The sequence below is a fragment of the Kineobactrum salinum genome (genome assembly GCF_010669285.1).
GTDB classification, from domain to species: Bacteria; Pseudomonadota; Gammaproteobacteria; order Pseudomonadales; family Halieaceae; genus Kineobactrum; species Kineobactrum salinum.
The window spans coordinates 3686095-3706103 of sequence record NZ_CP048711.1 but is presented as its reverse complement, the minus strand read 5'-3'; the positions used below and the strand labels follow the sequence as shown (position 1 = coordinate 3706103).

At 62.3% G+C, this 20009-nt stretch carries 16 protein-coding genes; 8 read left to right on the top strand and 8 right to left on the bottom strand.

The genetic code is table 11. From position 1 onward, the window contains the following. Nucleotides 1-268 precede the first annotated feature (268 nt). Together G3T16_RS16510 and rapA are read left to right on the top strand one after the other, a co-directional pair. Entirely contained in the window at nt 269-1090 is an 822-nt protein-coding gene (locus tag G3T16_RS16510; protein ID WP_163496192.1) for a TatD family hydrolase, read from the top strand. Nucleotides 1091-1220: 130 nt separating this feature from the next. After that, entirely contained in the window at nt 1221-4025 is a 2805-nt protein-coding gene (rapA, locus tag G3T16_RS16505) for an RNA polymerase-associated protein RapA (RefSeq protein WP_163496191.1), read from the top strand. 24 nt (nt 4026-4049) lie between these two features. Here the strand turns inward: rapA and G3T16_RS16500 are convergent, their stop codons facing one another. From G3T16_RS16500 to G3T16_RS16485, 4 genes are read right to left on the bottom strand one after another with little or no spacing between them, the layout of a single operon-like run. Continuing rightward, nucleotides 4050-4832, bottom strand: a complete 783-nt coding sequence (locus G3T16_RS16500) for an enoyl-CoA hydratase/isomerase family protein (RefSeq protein ID WP_163496190.1) — start codon at nt 4830-4832, stop codon at nt 4050-4052. 21 nt (nt 4833-4853) lie between these two features. Then, a complete protein-coding gene (locus G3T16_RS16495) occupies nt 4854-5993 on the bottom strand; it encodes a CaiB/BaiF CoA transferase family protein (protein ID WP_163496189.1) in 1140 nt (379 codons plus the stop codon). A 9-nt stretch (nt 5994-6002) separates the two neighbouring features. After that, entirely contained in the window at nt 6003-6776 is a 774-nt protein-coding gene (locus G3T16_RS16490) for an SDR family NAD(P)-dependent oxidoreductase (RefSeq protein WP_163496188.1), read from the bottom strand. A 23-nt stretch (nt 6777-6799) separates the two neighbouring features. Next, nucleotides 6800-7975: an acyl-CoA dehydrogenase family protein gene (locus G3T16_RS16485; protein ID WP_163496187.1), complete on the bottom strand. Its 1176-nt coding sequence runs from the start codon at nt 7973-7975 to the stop codon at nt 6800-6802. Nucleotides 7976-8106: 131 nt separating this feature from the next. Between G3T16_RS16485 and G3T16_RS16480 the strand changes: the two genes are divergently transcribed. The 4 genes from G3T16_RS16480 to G3T16_RS16465 all read left to right on the top strand — a co-directional run bounded on the left by G3T16_RS16480 (nt 8107) and on the right by G3T16_RS16465 (nt 13185). Continuing rightward, nucleotides 8107-9270, top strand: coding sequence for a GGDEF domain-containing protein (locus G3T16_RS16480; protein ID WP_163496186.1), 1164 nt, complete (start codon nt 8107-8109; stop codon nt 9268-9270). A 5-nt stretch (nt 9271-9275) separates the two neighbouring features. After that, nucleotides 9276-10274, top strand: coding sequence for an AraC family transcriptional regulator (locus G3T16_RS16475; protein ID WP_163496185.1), 999 nt, complete (start codon nt 9276-9278; stop codon nt 10272-10274). Between the two features lie 81 nt (nt 10275-10355). Beyond that, nucleotides 10356-12923: a DUF748 domain-containing protein gene (locus G3T16_RS16470; protein ID WP_163496184.1), complete on the top strand. Its 2568-nt coding sequence runs from the start codon at nt 10356-10358 to the stop codon at nt 12921-12923. 94 nt (nt 12924-13017) lie between these two features. Beyond that, nucleotides 13018-13185: a hypothetical protein gene (locus tag G3T16_RS16465; protein ID WP_163496183.1), complete on the top strand. Its 168-nt coding sequence runs from the start codon at nt 13018-13020 to the stop codon at nt 13183-13185. A 10-nt stretch (nt 13186-13195) separates the two neighbouring features. Here the strand turns inward: G3T16_RS16465 and G3T16_RS16460 are convergent, their stop codons facing one another. Both G3T16_RS16460 and G3T16_RS16455 read right to left on the bottom strand, forming a co-directional pair. Then, nucleotides 13196-13741 carry a SprT family zinc-dependent metalloprotease gene (locus tag G3T16_RS16460; RefSeq protein ID WP_232059127.1) on the bottom strand — a complete coding sequence of 182 codons (546 nt, stop codon included), beginning with the start codon at nt 13739-13741 and terminating at the stop codon, nt 13196-13198. Then, nucleotides 13716-14663, bottom strand: a complete 948-nt coding sequence (locus tag G3T16_RS16455) for a LysR substrate-binding domain-containing protein (protein ID WP_163496181.1) — start codon at nt 14661-14663, stop codon at nt 13716-13718. The genes G3T16_RS16460 and G3T16_RS16455 overlap by 26 nt, the downstream gene beginning before the upstream one ends. Before the next feature lie 120 nt (nt 14664-14783). Here G3T16_RS16455 and G3T16_RS16450 point away from each other — a divergent pair, with 120 nt between their 5' ends. Both G3T16_RS16450 and G3T16_RS16445 read left to right on the top strand, forming a co-directional pair. Further along, a complete protein-coding gene (locus tag G3T16_RS16450; RefSeq protein ID WP_163496180.1) occupies nt 14784-15557 on the top strand; it encodes a ferredoxin--NADP reductase in 774 nt (257 codons plus the stop codon). Between the two features lie 89 nt (nt 15558-15646). Continuing rightward, on the top strand, nt 15647-16678 hold the full coding sequence (locus tag G3T16_RS16445; RefSeq protein WP_163496179.1) for a phosphotransferase: 1032 nt from the start codon (nt 15647-15649) through the stop codon (nt 16676-16678). A gap of 28 nt (nt 16679-16706) precedes the next feature. On the opposite strand, the gene G3T16_RS16440 is transcribed toward G3T16_RS16445, so the two are convergent. Together G3T16_RS16440 and G3T16_RS16435 are read right to left on the bottom strand one after the other, a co-directional pair. Further along, nucleotides 16707-18338 carry a DUF3336 domain-containing protein gene (locus G3T16_RS16440; protein ID WP_163496178.1) on the bottom strand — a complete coding sequence of 544 codons (1632 nt, stop codon included), beginning with the start codon at nt 18336-18338 and terminating at the stop codon, nt 16707-16709. Between the two features lie 48 nt (nt 18339-18386). Continuing rightward, a complete protein-coding gene (locus G3T16_RS16435) occupies nt 18387-20009 on the bottom strand; it encodes an acyl-CoA synthetase (protein ID WP_332102835.1) in 1623 nt (540 codons plus the stop codon).

Genomic DNA, 20009 nt, shown 5'->3' with positions numbered 1-20009 from the left:
CCCATAGGGTGCGTTGAGGCACGAAACGCACCAGGTACCGCAAACCCATAGGGTGCGTTGAGGTACGAAACGCACCGGACACGCCCCACCCGGTGCTTGAAACAGCGGCAAGGAGCGAGCAAAGGGCGTCGGCGATGGTGCCCCGTGGGCGATGGTGCGCTTCCTTCGTCAGCGCACCCTATGCTGCTGGCCCGGCGCCAGGCACAGCAGGCTGGCGATCACTCGCGTCCTGACCTATCCTGTGTCCTGACTGAATCGGCGGCCCCCTATGAGCAAAAGCAAGCGACGCGACATTCCCGTTTACCAGACTCCGCTGATCGAAACCCACTGCCATCTGGACTATCTGGATCAGGAGCAGCTGCAGCACACCCTGGTACGCTCACGGGAGGTCGGGATCGAACGCATCATTACCATCGCCGTGTCCGCCGCCAACCTGGAGCGCGTATTCAACCTGACGCGGGTGGCCGGGGACATCTGGGGCACCCAGGGTATCCACCCTCATGAAGCAGAGGGTTTCGACGATGCCGTCGCCGACATTATTCAGGAGCGCGCGCGCGACGCCCGCATCGTGGCCGTGGGTGAAATCGGCCTGGACTATTTCTACGACCATGCCGACCGCGCGGTGCAACGGCGCGTGTTTTCCCGGCAACTGGCGCTCGCAGTCGAGCTTGACCTGCCGGTAGTGATTCACACCCGGGAGGCCGACGCCGATACCCGCGCCATCCTCGCCGAATACAGTCCCGACCTGCGGCGCAAGGGGGTCATCCACAGCTTTACTTCCAGCCTCGAACTGGCTGAATATTGTCTGGGTGAGGGCTTCATGCTGGGCTTCAACGGCATCACCACCTTCAATCGCGCCGACAATGTGCGTGCAGTGGTCGCCATCACGCCCATCGGCCAGCTGGTACTGGAAACCGATTCTCCCTATCTGACGCCGGTGCCCTACCGCGGCAGGCCCAATGCACCCTTCTACCTGCCTTTTGTCGCCGAGCAGGTTGCGCAGACCAGGCAATTGCCGGTGGAGCAGCTGCTGGCGGCCGTCCGGCACAACAGCATGGCGCTGTTTTTCCCTGCCGAGGCAGGCTCCTGAACCGATTGACTTTTCCGGCCCGGAGGTGGCATTTTTAGGCTCCGGGGCCGCAATACAAACCGTTCGGTGGTAATATACGCCGCTTTTGCGGGGAGCTGATACAGGCTCCAGCCGTTACAGCAAGGACATTATGGACTATATCGTCGGCCAACGTTGGGTCAGTCATGCCGATGCGCAGCTGGGATTGGGGATTATTGTCGAAGTGGAACCGCGCCGGGTTACGCTGAGTTTTCCCGCGGTGGGTGAAGAACGCACCTATGCCGCCGACAGCGCCCCCCTGACACGCCTGCGGTTCAAGGCAGGGGACCATATATCCACCGTCAACAATGTCGAACTGGAGGTCACTTCGGTAAAGGAGAAAGAGGGACTGCTGCTCTACACCGGCACCGACCATCACGAACAGACGGTGACCGTTTCCGAGCTGGAGCTGGATGCCTTCGTCCAGATCACCACGCCCCAACAGCGCCTGCTCAACGGCCATTTCGACAAGCACAGTGATTTCGCGCTGCGGGTCTCCACCCTGATGCAACTGGACCGCCTGCAGCGCTCCAGTGCCCGCGGCCTGATGGGATCGCGCACCAACCTGCTGCCTCACCAGGTCTACATCGCCAATGAAGTGGGTCAGCGCCATGCTCCCCGCGTACTGCTGGCGGACGAGGTCGGCCTCGGCAAGACCATCGAAGCCGGCATGATAGTGCAACAGCAACTGCTTACCGGGCGCGCGAACCGGGTATTGATCCTGGTACCCCAGACCCTGCTGCACCAGTGGCTGGTGGAAATGCTGCGGCGTTTCAATCTGCATTTTTCGCTGTTCGACGACGAGCGGCTGCGGGAGACCTCGAGTGTCGACCCACTGGACGATGATCCATTGCTGCAGTTGCCCGAAGACAACCCCTTCGATGCAGAGCAACTGGTGCTGTGCAGTCTCGACCTGTTCCAGGCCAATCCCGGCTACCGCAATCTGGCGCTTGCCAGTCACTGGGACCTGGTGGTCGTTGACGAAGCCCACCATTTGCACTGGTCGCCGGAACAAGCCGGTGAGGACTACCACTTTGTCGCCGAGCTGGCTGCACAGAGTCCGGGCCTGTTGCTGCTGACCGCCACCCCCGAACAGGTGGGCCTGGCCAGCCACTTTGCCCGGCTGCAACTGCTGGACCCGGAGCGGTTCCACTCGCTGACCGAGTTTGAGCGCGAGGAGCGCGAATACCGGCGCTGGAGCGAGATGGCCGCACAGCTGGAAGCGGGGGACAGACCCGAGGACCTGCCCGCGGGGCTGGACCCCGCTGCGCCGGCCGCCACCCTGATCGATCAGATCCTGGATCGCCACGGCACCGGCCGGGTGATGTTCCGCAACACCCGGGCGGCGATCAGCGGTTTTCCGAACCGGGTCATGCACCGTCACCCGCTGCCCAACCCCGACTCCTATGCCCATGCAAGTCTCGATATCGCCGCAGCGCTGCATCCTGAGCTGCCCTACCACGATGACAGCTGGCTGGCCTTCGACCCGCGGGTAGCCTGGCTGGAACAGACCCTGAAGCAGCTGCGGCCGGCAAAGGTACTGGTCATCTGTGCCCGCGCCAGTACCGCTCTGGCGCTGGAACACTACCTGCACTTGCGGGCGGGTATCCGTTCTGCGGCCTTCTACGAGGGGCTTTCAATCATCGAGAGGGATCGCGCCGCAGCCTATTTTGCAGACGAAAACAACGGCGCCCAAACGCTTGTCTGTTCGGAAATCGGCAGCGAGGGCCGCAATTTCCAGTTTGCCCACCACCTGATCCTGTTCGACCTGCCGCTGAACCCCGATCTGCTGGAACAGCGCATAGGACGGCTGGACCGGATAGGTCAGGAGCAGGATGTGGAAATCCACGTCCCCTACCTGGAAGGCAGTGCCCAGGAAACCCTGCTGGAATGGTATGACCGCGGCCTGAACCTGTTCCGGGAAAGTTGCTCTGCGGGCACCATGATCTTCGATACGTTCCAGACCCGGCTGCTGGCCCAACTGGAGCACAGAAACGACGATTTCCAAACGCTGTTGGACGATACCGCGGAATTTACCGCCCGCACCCGGCTGGAGCTGCGCGAGGGCAGGGATCGCTTGCTCGAGCGCAACTCCTGCAAACCGGAAGTGGCCGCCGCGGTGATCGCCGACATCCGGGCCAATGAAGACAGTGACACGCTGGCGGCCTATCTGGAGTCACTGTGTGAGGCCTACGGCGTGGAACACGAATTCCACTCCGACCAGGCCGTAGTGCTGCGTCCAACGGAGCATATGCTGACCGGCCACTTCCCTTACCTGGATGACGAGGGCCTCACGGCAACCTTTTCCCGGGACAAGGCCCTGGCAAGGGAGGACATGGCTTTCCTCACCTGGGAACACCCGATGCTGGTGGCAGCCATGGACATGGTGCTGTCCACCGAGTTGGGCAATGCCTCTCTGGGCACCATCAAGCTGCGCGGCATCGCCCCCGGCACCATGTTGCTGGAATGTCTCTATTCCATCAATTGCGTGGCGCCGCGGTCCCTGCAGGTTGAGCGCTTCCTGCCGCTGACCCCGCTGCGCCTGCTGGTGGATGCGCGCGGCAAGGACCTCGCCGGGCTGGTCCCGCACGAGCGCCTCAATGGCCTGGTGGAGCGGGTCAACAAGAATACAGCCCTGGCGATTATCAAGCAGGTGCAGGCGGATGTGGAAAGCAAAATGACCCTGGCGGGGAAACAGGCGCAGGAACGACTGGCTCCCATCCTGGTCGAGGCGGAGCAGGAGATGCGCGCCGCTCTGGGGGCCGAACACGATCGTCTGACAGCGCTGCGCCGGGTCAACCCGTCCATCCGTCAGCAGGAATTGGATCACCTCAGCTACCGCATGGAGGAGTGCGCCATCCACATACGCCACGCCGGCCTGCAGTTGCAGGCCCTGCGACTGATCATTACCACCTGAGCGCGGGCCCGTCGGCCTGCGCGGCTACTTTCCCTGCCAGCGCGGCGGGCGCTTGTCGAGAAACGCGGCCACGCCCTCCCGCGCATCGGCACTGGCTACGCAGATTTTCTGCAGCCGGGCCTCCTCGGTAATCATACCGGCCAGGTCCGTTTCCATCGCGGCATTGAGCGCTTCCTTGGCGTAGCGCAGCGACAGTGGCGCCTTGCCGGCGATTTCCCGGGCCCATTCCAGAGTGTCGGTCAGTAGCGATTCGGCCGGTACCACCCTGTTGCACAGCCCCAGTTCCAGGCAGCGGGAGGCGGCCAGCTTTTCCCCGGACAGAATCAGCTCATAGGCGCGCTTGCGGCCCAGCGTTCGCGCCAGGTGCCAGGTGGCGCCGCCATCGGGAATCAGGCTGATCGCGGTAAACGCCTGATATAGAAAGGCGTTCTCCGCCATTACCGTAAGATCACAGACCATCGCGAAAGCACTGCCGATCCCCGCGGCAGCGCCATTGACTGCGCTGATCCAGGGTTTGGGTGCATTGGTGATGGCCATCAACACAGGCTTGTACTCGTTGTTGAGCTGACCCTCCACATCGAAATCTTCTCTCTGGACTTCCGCCAGATCGGCACCGGCTGAAAAGGCGCGGCCACTGCCGGTCAGCACGACGGCCCGGATACGTTCATCATTATTCACGGCAGTGGCTGCCTGCAGCAGATCGCGGCGCAAGGCCTCATTGAACGCATTGAGATTATCGGCCCGGGCCAGGCTTAGCAGGGCTACCGAGCCATGTGTGGCCACCGTTACGGTATCGTAGTGTGTCATTGTTTTGGTCCTGTTTCTCGATCAGCCAATGCAGCCGGATTCGCGCAGCTGCCGAATCTCACTGGCCGCAAAACCCATCGCGGCCAGCGTGGCCTCGGTATCCTCGCCAATACCGTGGGCGCCGTGGGCCACCTCGGATGGAGTACGGCTGAACCGCGGAGCCGGGGCCGGCTGGGTAACACCATCCACTTCAATATAGGTGTTGCGAGCCACGTTGGCGGAGTGCTGCGGTGCCTGGGTAAAGGACAGTACCGGGGCAAAGCAGACATCCGTGCCCTCCATGATTGCACACCACTGGGCCTGGGTCTTGCGTTTGAAAACGGCTGCCAGCTTGTCCGTCAGTTCCGGCCAGCGCGACTGATCGTGCTGATCCCCGAAATCATCCTCCGGCAATTCCGCCAACTGCTTCAGCAGTGCGTAGAACTGGGGCTCGAGCGAACCCACCGACACATACTGGCCATCGGCGCACTCATAGGTGTCGTAAAAATGTGCGCCGCCGTCGAGCAGGTTGGCGCCGCGCTGGTTCGCATCCCACTCCCCGCTGGCCTCGAAGCCATGGAACATCCACATCAACTGGGCGGCACCGTCCACCATGGCGGCATCAATAACCTGGCCCTTGCCGGAACTGGCTGTCTCCAGCAGCGCCGCCAGGATCCCGGAGACCAGCAACATGCCACCGCCGCCCATGTCACCCACCAGATTCAGTGGGGGCACCGGCTTCTGGCCATTGCGCCCAGTGGCGTACAGTGCTCCGCTCAGCGAGATGTAGTTGATATCGTGGCCGGCAGCATGGGCCAGCGGGCCATCCTGACCCCAACCTGTCATGCGGGCAAAGATCAGGCGGGGATTGCGCGCCATGCAGACATCCGGAGCGACACCGAGCTTTTCGCAGACCCCGGGACGGTAGGGGTCGATCAGCACATCGACGTTCTCCACCATCCGCAGCAGGGTCTCGACGCCATCCGGCTGCTTCAGGTTCAATACCACGGATTTCTTGCCGCGGGCACTGACATCACAGGCCTGGCGCAGGTCCGATTCCGATGCGCCGGCGCGCTCAATCCGAATCACCTCCGCCCCCATGTCCGCGAGCAGCATACCCGCCATCGGTGCCGGCCCAAGACCCGCGAGTTCGATTACCGTGAAACCGTTCAGGGGACCCATGACAAACTCCTAGCGTGGCTGCATGCGGATCGCGCCGTCGAGACGGATACATTCACCGTTGACATAATCATTCTCGGCAATGAAAACCGACAGGTGGGCGATTTCCGCGGGCTTGCCCAGTCTTGGCGGGTAGCAGACACTGTTCTCCAGCGATTTATAGGCCGCCTCGGGAATGCTCTCGAACAGCGGCGTATGAATCAGCCCCGGCACGATGGTGTTGACGCGGATGCCATAGCTTGCCAGGTCCCGTGCCATCGGCAGGGTCATGCCCACGATCCCGCCCTTGCTGGCGCTGTAGGCCAGCTGGCCCACCTGCCCCTCCATCGCAGCAATGGATGCGGTATTGATGATCACGCCGCGGCCGCCATCGTCATTGAACGGTTCGTTATTGGCCATCTGTTCCGCCGCATAGCGCGCGACATTGAAGGTACCCACCAGGTTGATATTGATCACCGGCATGAACTGGTCCAGCGGGAATACGCCCTTCTTGCTCAGGGTCTTGCAGGCACTGGCGATTCCCGCGAAATTGTTGCAGATATGCAGCGCGCCAAAATGCTCCACCACCTCGGCCACCGCAGCCTTTACCGAATCCTCATCGGCAACGTTCACATTCCAGAAGGCCACGTTGTCTGCCCCCAGCGCTGCGATCACGGCATTTCCACTGGCCTCGTTGAGATCAAAGATAGCGACCCTGGCCCCCCGGGCAACATAGGCCTCCACAGTGGCTCGCCCCAGACCCGAGGCACCACCAGTAACAATTGCAATCTTTCCTGCCAGTTCCATTGCGTATCTCCCTGTTCACATTGTCAGAAGTTGCGGGTATTGAATGGCTGATAATTGTCCGACAGGCAAGCACGGCTGATAATGATTTTCATCACCTCCGAGCTGCCGGCATAGATGGTTGATATTCTCGCATCGGTGAACTGGCGGCTGATCGCATACTCGTCCATATAACCCGCGCCACCGTGCAACTGCACACCGAGGTCGGCTGCCGCCATCTGCAGCTCACTGGTCAACAGCTTGGCCGCGGCGGCGTCCACCGCGGTCAGCGCGCCGCTGTTGAAGGCGTGCACACACTGATCCACATAGCATTGAGCGACATCCAGTTGCATACGCATTTCCGCCAGTTTGAACTGCGTGTTCTGGAACTGTGCCAGCGGCTTGCCGAAGGCCTTGCGTTCCCGCACATAGTCGGCGGTGAGATCCCACGATAGCTGGGCTGAGGACAGATAACCCACGGCGCCGATCAGACGCTCCTCGGCGAGCCCTTCCATCAGGTAGTAAAATCCCCTGCCGGGTTCACCCAGTACATTGTCGCGCGGCACTTTGACATTGTTGAAAAACAGTTCAGCGGTATCCTGCGCCTTGAGGCCCATTTTCTTCAGATTGCGACCGCGCTCGAAGCCCTCCATGCCGCGCTCCACCAGAAACAGGGTCATGTGGTGAGGATTGTTGGCGGGATCTGTCTTCGCTGCGACAATCACCAGATCAGCATTGATGCCGTTGGATATATAGGTCTTGGAACCATTGAGGACCCAGTGGTCACCCTGCTGCACAGCGCTGCTGCGCATGCCTGCAAGGTCGCTGCCCGCATCCGGCTCCGTCATCGCAATGGCGAGGATCGTGTCACCGCGAACGCAGCCCGGCAGAAAGCGCTGGCACTGTTCTTCGTTGCCAAAGCGCGTGAGATAGGGGCCCACCAGGCGGCTGTGCAGGGTGCTGAACCAGTCACCCACCCGGGCGTAGGCGGTTTCCTCCATGATGATCTGCTCGAAGCGAAAATCCGGGTCTCCCATGCCGCCGTATTTTTCTTCTGGCCAGATCATCAGGAAGCCCTGTTCACCGGCCTTGCCGAAGGCCGAGCGATCGACGATACCAGCCTCTCGCCACTGCTCCATCTGTGGCACAATCTCGGTTGCGAGGAACTTGCGGTAGGCCTCCCTGAACATGTTTTGTTCATCGGTAAAATCGCGTTGCAGCATGAGTAGGGCCTCAGGGGAGAAAAATAATGACACGCAACAGTATGGGGATGGCTGAAATAGCCAACAATGACCTGTGCCGACAAATAAATTGACTTAAACTAACAGCGTCACAGCAAGGGGTTGAGCGGAACATGCAGGACATATTTGCAGACAATCTGGTCTACGCGCACTACGGGCTGATCCTGGCGCTCAGCTGTGGCCAGCTGCTGGTCCTGTATGCCTTGAGCAACAGCAACCAGCCTCCGGCCGGGCTCGGGCTGTTCACCGTCTATTTCATGACGACACTGCTGGCCTGGTTTGCTGTCAGTCTCAACCAGGTCATACCGGTAGGGCTTGATATCCCCGCCGTCGCCGCCATCATCAGCGCCTGCTTTCTGGCTCTTGCCACCAGCCAGCGTGCCGGCGTGGCCAGAGCCCACTACCTGTTGGGGCCGGTCTGTCTCGGCACCATCCTGGCGGTGTTCCTGCTGCCACCAGACACCTTGTTCCAGTTGTACCTCGCCACGGCTGCACTGTTCTGGGCCGTCGCCGCCGCACTCGGCGGCTGGCGTGGCTGGCGCGGCCGCAACATCGGTGACAGCCTCATTGCCCTGGCGGGCCTGCTGATGACTGCAGCGATGCTGCTGTGCTGGTACCTGCTGGCCCAGGAGCGTCAGCCGGCAATCGCGCAAAGCCTGGTCTACGCAGTGCACGGGGCTGCCCATGCGCTGGTAATCATTGGCTTTCTCGCCAGCACCTTGCAGGATCAACAACATCAGCTGTCGCATTTGAGCACCGTGGACCCGCTGACTCGCCTGCTCAACAGGCGCGGCCTGGAGAGTGCTTTGAACGTCACCCTGGCCAATGCCCGTCGCCACGGCGAATTTACGGCCGCGGTCATGGTAGACATAGATCACTTTGCCGAGCTCAACCGGCACTTCGGCGAGGATACCGGAGACCGCATCCTGCAATACATGGCGCGCGGCCTTGAGCAGGAGTGCCGCAGCGGCGACGTCGTGGCACGCTATGAACGGGATGTATTCCTGATCATTCTGCCCAATTCCGGCCTGGAAGCGGCGCGCAATCTTGCCGAGCGCATCAGATCCCGGCTCGGCAATGAGCCCCTGATTATCGAGCAACAGTTGATCAACGTCACTGCAAGTCTGGGCGCTGCCGCCAGCGGCGATGCCGGTCTGGACGTCCTGTACCGCGATACCACGCGAGCGTTGCAACTGGCCAAGCGCGGCGGCCGCAATCGGGTGGCTGCCGTGGAGCACAGGCCCCTGCACCTGAGCAACGCGGCCACGCTGCGGTAGACACAATGCGCGAACGGTCCATCTCTGTCTATTTCGCCCGCGCCGTGCTGCGCAACGCGGTTGCCATCGGCCTGGATCCGATGCAGCTGTTGCGCAAGAACCGGATCTCCCCGCGCCTGTTGCTGGAGGACAACGCCCGTATTTCCATCGAACGTTTTGCCGATCTCCAGGTCAGCACCATGCTGGCAATGGGAGATGAGTCGCTGGGCTACAATACCCGCCGACTGCCCATCGGCAGCTGGTCCATGATGTGCCATGCAGTGATAGGCAGTGAAACCCTGGGGCAGGCACTGAGCCGCTACTGCCGGTTTTTCCAGTTGTTCGATGCCTCGCCCGTTCCCTGCCTCCACGAGAACGGTGATGAAATCAGTGTGCGCCTGCAATATGCCGGCCTGGAAAGGATCGAGCCCTACCCGACTGAATTGATGCTGTTCAATGTGCACCGTTTCGCCAGTTGGCTGGTGCAGGAACACCTGCCCATGCAAGTGGTCCGTCTGGCCTATCCCGCCGCCGCGAAACCGGATGACTATCGCCATATGTTCGTGGCCAATCCGGTGGAGTTTGAAGCCCCGCACTGCGAGCTGGTGTTTGCCCGTACCCTGATGGACCGGATTATCCAGCAGAATGAACAGAGCCTGCGCCACTATCTGCGCCACCCGGTGCTGATGATGCTGACCCAGGATTTTTCCCGCAACAGCTGGACTGCGCGGGTACGCGACCTGGTCCGGCGCCGCCTTCACGAGATGCCGGAACTGGCAACGGTGGCGCAGTCCCTGCAAATACATCCCCAGACGCTGCGGCGCAGGCTTGCCGCCGAGGGCACCACATTCAAGGAAATCAAGAATCAGATGCGGCGGGATACCGCGCTGCATTACCTGGGCAAGCATGGCCTCTCTATCGAGGAGATCGCCTACCGGGCCGGGTTCTCTGAATCCAGCGCCTTCATCCGCGCCTTCAAGGGCTGGACTGGAGTCACGCCCTACGCCTATCGCAAAGGGCTCTGAATGTCGTGGCGGCCGACCACCTGCAATTGCCCATAGGCTATAGTTAGGGGCGAGACCATCGCTGCACAAGGAGATCGCACTGTGCGAACAGTTGTCCGGGGAATAGCCCTCGCCTATCTGATGTATCTGGCCCTGAGCTTCCTGGTACTGCTGCCAGTACTGAACTTCGTGACACCGTGGCTGGTGCACCAGCAGATACAGCGCACCTTCAGCAGCGAGTTGATTCTGTTCAATCCCTTCAGCCTGACCCTGCACATCCGCGAGGCGGAACTCGGGGACGCCGATGGCAGCCGGCTGCTGGCGTTTGACCGGGCTCAACTGAACCTTAGCCTCGCGACGCTGTGGCAACCGGGGCTGGTATTCGACGTGCTGGCCCTGGAAGGACTGTACTTGCATCTGTTGCGCCGGCCGGACGGCCAGTTCAACATCGCCGACCTGGCGCCCGCCCGGGAACCGGCCGCGGCACCCGATCCGGAGGCGGATCAGGATCCACTGGGTATCACCGTCGGCAAGCTGCGATTCTCCGCCCACCGCATCGAGTTTATCGATCAGCAGCACCCCCAGGATTACCAGTCCTACCTGGAAGGGCTGCGCCTGGAGGCCAGCGGGCTGTCCACGGTCATCGAAGCCGGACAGGCCTATCACCTTGTCGCCTCCAGCGAGGGCGGTGGCGAGTTGGAATGGCGGGGCGATGTCTCGATCGCCGCGGGCCACAGCACTGGCGAGCTGGCACTGCGCAATATCGACCTGCGCCCGCTCTGGCGTTTTGCCGAACCCTGGCTGGCTTTCGAACTCGAGCGGTCCACGCTGGAGCTGGAAGCGCACTATCACATCGACTGGAGCGGCGCGCTGCGCTATGGCATCGACCAGGGCCGGCTGGAACTGCGGGACAGCGTCATCAGTGCGGCGGATACCACTGGGTTGCCCGACACCGGCGTCTCGCTGGCATCACTGCAAATTGAGGGCATCGCGGTGGCCAGCGCCGGGCGGACGGTCACCGTCGACCATGTCCTTGCCAGCGAACTTGAGGTCGCGGGCTGGAGCGAGGGTAGTCGGGTCAGCCTGGCTGAGCTGTTTGCAATGCCCGCCACCGATACCCGCGCCGACGACAGCGACACGCCACCCTGGCAGGCGCGGATCGACGGGATCGAACTGCAGGACAGCCAGCTGCGCTGGCGCTCCGAGTACACCGATCCGGCCCTGCTCACGATCTCCCCGGTCGACGCCGAGCTGCGCGATCTGCACTGGCCGGCACAGGCCGAGAGCCCGCTGACCCTGTCGCTGCGGGTGAATGACCAGGCCAGCCTGGGCGCCACCGGCAAGCTGCACCTGGGAAGTGGTGACGGCAGCGTTGAGTTCGAGCTGCAGGCCCTGCCGCTGGCCTGGTTGGGGCCCAACCTGCCACCCGTCCTGCGCGCCGAAATAGGCAGCGGCCTGGCAGACACTGCGGGAACGCTGACTCTGCGGGACTTTGCTCCCGACAGGATTGAGCTCGACGGCGCCATCACCGATTTCTCGATGGTGCTGCACGGCGCCGACGATGCCCTCACCCGCTGGGACCACCTGAGCTGGCACGGCCTGGCCCTGCAACTGGCCCAGCGCCGGCTGGAACTGGCCGAACTGCATCTGGAAGGTTACGAGGGACGGCTGCATATCCTCAAGGACGGAAGTATCAATGTGCAACGCCTGCTGGAAGAGGACGCCGCGGGGCGCGAACACCCGGCCAGCGAGCCGGCCTCAGCTGCAGTCGATGCCGCGCCGCAAGAACCGGCCTGGCATATTGCAGCGCCGGCCATCTTTGTTTCCGACAGCCAGCTGGACTTCGAGGATGAATCCCTGCCGATCCGGTTCCGGTCTGTGATCGGCGGTCTCAATGGCACTATTACAGACCTGGGTACCGACCCTGGCCAGCCGATGAAGATCGACCTGCAGGGTTCTGTCGACGGCTACGCGCCAGTGACCCTGGACGGCACCGCCCGCCCTCTGCAGGAGCCGCCAGCCCTGGACCTTGAGCTGAATTTCCGCGGCGTCGACATGGCGCGGCTGACCCCCTATTCGGCCACCTACGCCGGCTATGAAATTGAACGCGGCAGTCTCGACCTGACATTGCAGTATGCTCTGAAGGACAACCGCCTGCAGGGCGACAACGAGCTACTGATAAAACAGCTCAAACTGGGAGAGCGGGTCGAGAGCGACCGGGCGCTGGACCTGCCGCTGCGGCTGGGCATCGCGCTGCTCACCGACAGCAGCGGAGTTATCGACGTGACGGTGCCCGTCAGCGGCGACATCAACAACCCCGAGTTCAATCTCGGCAGCGTGATCACCGGTGCGCTGGTCAATCTGTTCACCAAAATGGTGACCGCACCGTTCCGGCTGCTGGCTGGCCTCGTTGGCAGCGACGAGGACCTGGAAACAGTCGACTTTGCCGCCGGCAGCACTGAGTTGGACAATCACGGCCAGCAGAAACTGCGGGACCTGGCGGAGGCCATGCAGCAGCGACCGGCCATCAAACTGGTGCTGACCGGGCAGATCGACCCCGACACTGACCGGCGCAGCCTGCAACAGCAACGCTTGCAACAGGAGTTGCTGGACGAGGGCTGGACAGGGAAGATATCGACCAACGCAGTGCGGCCTGGGAGGAAGCCATAGCCGAGCGCTACAGCGATCTGGAACCGGATCCCGACACCGCCGGAGAAACGCCTTCCGCCCCCTTCAGGCCCGGCGGGTTCTGGAGCAGCAACCGGTGCCCGCGCAGGCCCTGGCGACACTGGCCCGGGACCGGGCGGCTGCCAGCAAGCGCTTTCTGGTCAACGACGCGGGCATCGCCGCGGACCGGGCAGTGATCGAGGAAGCCGATCCCGACAACGGGGCCGAAAACGTCAGTGGGGTGAAAATGGCAATATCCACCTGATGCCGCACGCTCAGTCACTGCTGGCCAGCCGTTCGGCAACCGGCGTCAGTTCTGAATCGCAGTCGCGGCAGCGATAGCTGGCCTGCCCCCGCAACACGCGCCGGTGCCGCACCGTCGAGACCGCGTGCTCGCGACAGGCACAACGATAAGGGTAGCGCCGCTGCCGGCGCACCGGGACTCCTGCCAGATCCAGGTCGAAGGTCACCCGTGGCGGCACCCCGAAACAGTCCATCAACCAGCGCCACTCCGGCCCGTGGGGCCGCAGCCGCCGCTGTCCCCAGCGCCGGTATACGGCATAGTGCGCCACCTCGTGGGGCACGGTGTGGCGCAGGTTTTCGGCAAAGTGCAGCGCAAATATCCAGGGATTGTAGCGGATCTGGCAGCGCCGCCCCTGGACACTGAACATCCCGGCCGCGGTACCGCTCAAGTCAAATACCACCGCGACCGGTGGCAATGACAACTGCAGGTGGCGCGCCGCTTCGGCGACAAAGTGTTCGGTGGCCCGTTCCACCTGCAGCCGCTGGCTGGCGTCAATCGGGACTATCGGGTCCGGCACCGGGGCCTCGCTGGGTGTCTGTATCCGCGCCCAGTGTATCCGACACGGCCTCCCGGCACAGCTGCAGCCAGCGCTTGAGCGCCGCATTCTGGAACTTTTTCCGGTGCAGGATGATGTTGAGCTGGCGCTGGAAGTCCCTCCCCGGTACCTGCAAGGGTATCAATGTGCCGCGGGCAAACGCTTCCACCAGGCTGATGCGGGACAGGCAGCCCACCCCCAGGCCCGCCTCGACGGCACGCTTGATCGCTTCGGTGTGCTGCAACTCCAGGACGATGTTGAGATCCGGCAGGATACCGTGCATCGCCCGCTCGAAGGTCTGCCGGGTCCCGGACCCTGATTCCCGGACGATCCAGTCCAGTCCCAGCAGATCCCTGTCCGCAAGCCTGGCTTTGCCGGCCAACGGATGACCCGGCGCGGCAAAGACCTGCAGCTCGTCGGGGCGCCAGTGCAGAGTCTCCAGATCGGGATGGTAGAACTCCCCTTCGACCAGTCCCACGTCCAGCTCAAAACTCGCCAGTTGCTCGGCAATCGTCGCAGTATTGGCTACGTTGAGGGCAATGTCTGCACCCGGGTAGCGGGCCCGGAAGGCCGCGATCATCGGCACCGCCAGGTAGTTGCCGATGGTCAGGGTCGCGCCCAGCTGCAGACGGCCGCTGACTTCCTCCCCAGCCAGCGACCGCTCGAAGTCCCTGGCCTGGGCCAGCAGGTTCTCTGCCTGGGGCCGCAGTTGGCGCCCCAGCTCGCTGAGCCGCAGTCGCTTGCCGAGGCGGTCAAACAGGCGCACACCGAACTGCTGCTCCAGCTCCCGCAGCGCGCCACTGGCCGCGGACTGGGACATCGCCAGCGTGTCCGCCGCCCGGCTGATATTGTCATGCTGGGCAGTGGCGAGAAATACTTCCAGTTGTCGCAGACTGTAGCGCATAGACCCCACCCATATCGGACTTACAACTATAGTATATCTATAAAATCCATTTTACCAATATAGTGCCGGGTCGTATCCTGCACACTCCCACACATGCTCAACTGCCACGAGAGGTAAGCAATGGCTACTTTGCTGCGCGAACAGGTCACCGGTGTCCACCACTGGACCGACCGTCTGTTCAGCTTCAAGACGACCCGCAACCCGGGCTTCAGGTTCGAGAACGGTCATTTTACAATGATTGGGCTGGAGCGTGAGGGTAAACCCCTGCTGCGGGCCTACAGCATGGCCAGTGCCAACTACGAGGACGAACTGGAATTCTTCAGCATCAAGGTGCCGGACGGCCCGCTGACCTCCACCCTGCAGAACATTCAGGTAGGGGACGAACTGCTGGTCAACAGCAAGGCCACCGGCACCCTGGTGCTGGACAACTTGCTGCCCGGCAAGAATCTGTACCTGATCGCCACCGGTACCGGCCTGGCGCCGTTCATGAGTATTATCCGTGACCCCGCGATCTACGAGCGCTTCGACCGGGTCATTCTGGCCCACGGCTGCCGTTTCGCCAGCGAGTTGGCCTACCAGGACACCATCACCCGGGAACTGCCGCAGCATGAATACCTGGGCGAAGAGATCAGCGACAAACTGCTCTACTACCCCACCGTGACCCGCGAACCGTTCCGCAATACGGGCCGGCTCACCGACCTGCTGGTCAGCGGCAAGCTGCCCGCCGACCTGGGGCTGGAGAAAATCGATCCGGCCAGCGACCGGTTCATGATCTGCGGCAGCCCCAGCATGCTCAAGGACATGACCACGTTGCTGCACGAGCGCGGCTTCAACGAATCGCGCCACGGCGACGCAGCCCACTATGTGATTGAACGGGCCTTCGTGGAGAGCTGACCGCAGCGCTTGCGCCCACAGCACTGCTGCTTCGTGCATCCTGCGACCTCTGGTAGACTGCGCAGGCGATATAACAGCGAAGGAGCCCCATGAGCGCTCGACAACTCGATACCCGGCGGTTGGCAGCCTTTCTGGCCGACCATATTCCCGACTTTGATGGCGAGCTCACGGCGGAGAAATTCGCCGGCGGTCAGTCCAACCCCACCTTCAAACTGAACGCCGGCGGCCGCTCCTATGTGTTGCGGCGCAAGCCACCCGGGCAGCTGTTGCCCTCTGCTCACGCGGTAGACAGGGAGTACCGGATAATCAGCGCCCTGGCCGATACCGACGTCCCCGTGCCGCGAACTTATGTGCTGTGCGAGGATGAATCGGTGATCGGCTCCATGTTCTATGTCATGGAGTTTCTGGAAGGCCGCATCCTGTGGGACCCCAGCCTGCCCGAGGCGCGTGACAAGGCCGAACGGGCCGCAATATACGACGCGATGAACCAGACCCTGGCGGCATTGCACAATGTCGATGTGGACGCCGTGGGCCTGGCCGATTACGGCAGGCCCGGCAATTATTTTGAACGCCAGCTGGGGCGCTGGACCAAGCAGTACCGCGCCTCGGAAACGGAAACCATGGCAGACATGGAACAGCTGCTGCAATGGCTCCCGGCCAATATGCCCGCCGACGATGGCAGTATCAGTCTGGTACACGGCGACTACCGTCTGGACAACATGATGTTCCATCCCGAGCAACCGCGGGTAATCGCGCTGCTGGATTGGGAGCTGTCCACGCTGGGCCACCCGCTGGCAGATCTTGCCAACCAGTGCATGGTCTGGATGCTGCCCGGCGAAGGCAGCATGAAGGGCCTGGCTGGCATTGACCGCCAGGCGCTGGGCATTCCCTCTGACGAGGAATACATTGCCCGCTATTGCGAACGCACTGGCCGCGACGGTATCGACAACTGGAATTTCTACCTGGTGTTTTCCCTGTTCCGGCTCGCCGCGATCGTGCAGGGCATCAAGCACCGCGTCCGCCTCGGCACCGCGTCCAGCGCCGAAGCGGAAGAGCGCGGCAATCTGGTGGCCCCGCTGTCCCGGCTGGCGGTTGAGCTGATCCAGTCTGGCGGACGCTGACACTGAAGCGTATTGTTACGATGCATGTCTAGCCAGACTTCACCGTCTTGCCTGCCGCGGCACGCTTGCGCCGCACTCTGGTTTTGGTTCCGGAGCCACCGCTCCCCGAAGCAGTTCCGGCACGCTCGTCCAGCGTCTCCCGGTCCGACCAGGTAGGTTGCGGGCGCCGCCGGGACGACCGCGGCCGATGGTAATCCTGTACCCTGCCCGGGCGCAGGTCACCGTACTCGAAGCGCTGCAGGATCTCTTCCATCGTGCGGCTGATCTTGGTGCACAGGCGTATCGTCTCTACATTGGGAAAACAGGAGTGGGCACCGCCTTCCATCAACTCAACCAGTTCCTTCTCGGACAGGTGGGACAGAATCCTGGCCGGGTTATACCAGCGAAAACTCGGCACGATGTTGATATCACCACTGTAGTCCTGGTCCAGCAGGGAATGGACGCCGTTCAGCAGGAGATTGAACCGTGGCCAGTTATCTCCCTTTTTCTGTGCCACTCCGCGGTAGAAGTTCAGCACCTCCCGGCCGATGCCGACACCCAGACTGCCCAGCGCCGCCGAGAAAGCCCCGGCCCTGCCCTTGCGGTTGCCGCGCAGAAATGGCGTCGCAATCGGGTTGACCATGCTGACGATATAGTGATTGGTGCTGAACAGGCGTGACAGCCGTTTTGCGGGCAGATCGTCAGCGATCGAGCCGTCCACCCATTTGCGGGTTGGCAGGTAGGGCTGGGCCTCTCCATGCACGTTCCTGGCCATCAGCATCACCGGCGGGAATACCCCGGGAACGGCGCAGGAAGCCATCACTGCGGAACGCACATAGACGTTGGGGGAAGTGATGGCATTCAACAGCCGGGAGCGCTGGTGAGTTTCGGCGGGGGCTACGGTTATGCTGATCTGGCGCCCGGTTTTCTCGTAGGCTTCCTGGAAGGTCATTTCCGGTATCAGCCGCGCTATGATGTTTTCCAGATCGCGAATATCGATCTGGGGATGGCGTCCCAGAAACATCCGGGAGAATACGCTGGCCTCCCGTTCTGCCTCGAAGTGGACATTGACGGGGTCGAAGAAGTGTTCAAGCTCCTCATCGCTGTGGGTACCCACCACACCCGCCACCAGGGAACCCGCGCTGGAACCGGAGATCACCCGCGGCAGCAGACCCTGCTCCAGCAGCGTCTTGACCACTCCCAGGTGGTAGAAACCGAGGACGCCTCCGCCGCTCAGCATCAGGGCGGAACGGCCAAAACAGAGGTTGGCGCGGTAAAAGAAGTCCAGCTTCTGCTGGATGGTCACGTCCGGGCTTTCCAGTTCCGCCAGGTAGCGCAGCGAATCATCGATCTCGTCGATATACTGCTCTATCAGGTGCTTGGTGCCGAACTTGGCGCGCTGATACAGGGTGCTGCGGCCCATCCCGCCCATATTGCCGTGTATGCCCTCATTGAGGGTGTACAGCAAACCCTGGTCATCGTGCCGCGAGCGCAGGCTGCGCAGACGATCCAGCCGCAGGCGGATCTGGCTGTAGTCATACTGGCTGGTCTGGTCCACTTCGCGCCAGCGCTGCATTCCCGACAACTCGTCGTGCTCGATCGCGGCATCGCGCCATTGCTCATATGTGGAACATTCATTCATCTCGCGCTCGAGCTGGCGCAGTGTGCTTGCTTTACTCACCGGCGAACCTCATGGCAACAGCTGTCTTCCCCAGCATACTGCAGCCCACTAGGCTTTGTCGTTGCCATCATCGGCGGCCTCGGTGCCCGGCTCCACCCTGGCCGCTCCCCGATACTCTTCCAGCAGGTGGCGCTTGTACAACTTTCCGTCGTCCCGGCGCGGCAACTGCCGGTGAAAATCCAGCGAGCGCGGCAGCTTGAGGTGGGAGATGCGCTCGCGCAGCCATTCGGTGATTTCGATTGCCACCTCATCGGTGGCGTCCACCCAGTTCATCGGCTGTACCACGGCCTTCACCTCTTCCCCGAATTCCGCGCTGGGAATACCGAACACCGCCACATCCGCCACCTTGTCGTGGTTGATCAACAGGTTTTCTATCTCCTGCGGGGAGATGCTCACCCCTCCACGACTGATCATGGAGTCCTTGCGGTCAGTCAGGTACAGGTAGCCATCGCGATCCAGATAACCCAGATCCCCGGTGGTGGCCCAGCCGCGCTCATTGAAGGCTTCGGCAGTCCTGGCCGGTTCACCATGATAACTAAACTGCGCCTGTTCACCGCTAAAATACACAGCACCTGTCTCACCCGGCGGCAGTTCCCTGCCCTGCGCGTCAACGATGTGCACCTGTCCGACCAGGGCGCGGCCCACCGAGCCCTTGTGGGTCAGCCAGTTGGCTGAATCGATGGCCGTGATGCCTATCCCTTCGCTGGCGGTATAATATTCCACCAGCACCTCGCCCCACCACGCTATCATCTGCTCCTTGACCTCGACCGGGCAGGAGGCTCCAGCGTGGATCGCATACTGCATGCTGCCAGGGTCGTAGCGCTCACGCACTTCCTGCGGCAGCTTGAGCATGCGTACAAACATGATAGGCGCCCACTGACTGTGGGTGGCCCGGTGTTCCTCGATCAGGCGCAGGGCCAACTCGGGTTCGAAGTACTCCATGATGATGGAAGTGCCGCCCTGGTAGAGGTTCATCATGTTGAAATGCAGCGGCGCCGCATGGTAGAGCGGCGCGGGCGACAGATAGACCGTTTCGGGACTGAAACCAAAGGCGGCTCCCAGTGAATCGGCCAACGGGTGAGGCGCGTTGACATCATCGCTGTCCGGGGGCCGAAACACGCCCTTGGGCTGGCCGGTGGTGCCGGCAGAATAGAACATCGGTACGCCGTTGGCCTCATCGTCGATGCGCTGCGCAGGCTGCTCCGCCACGGCCTCCTCCCAGGACTCGAACCCGGTCTGGATGCCGTCGATCATGAAACAATGGCGCAGCCCGGCCACACAGTCCCGTAACCTGGCCGCGGCCTCGCCCTGCCCATGGGACACAACGAACAGGCTGGCGCCGCAGTTGTCGAGGATATAAGCGGCCTCTTCCTGCGGCAGATGGAGACCGACCGGGGTAAAAATCAGGCCGGCGCGCTGGGCACCCCAGCAGATTTCCAGGAACTGATGGCTGTTTTCCAGCATCATGCCGATATGGTCGCCCTTGCGCAGACCCAGGGAACGGAACAGCTGCGCCACCCGATTGCTGCGCTCGTCCAGTTCGCCGTAGGTGACCATATGGCCGGATTCTCCCATGATGATGGCGGGCTTGTGCGGGTAGGTCTCCGCAGTAACGGCGGGATGAGGCATGGCGGCGTCCTTCGACTGGGCGTTGTGATGACGATCCATCAT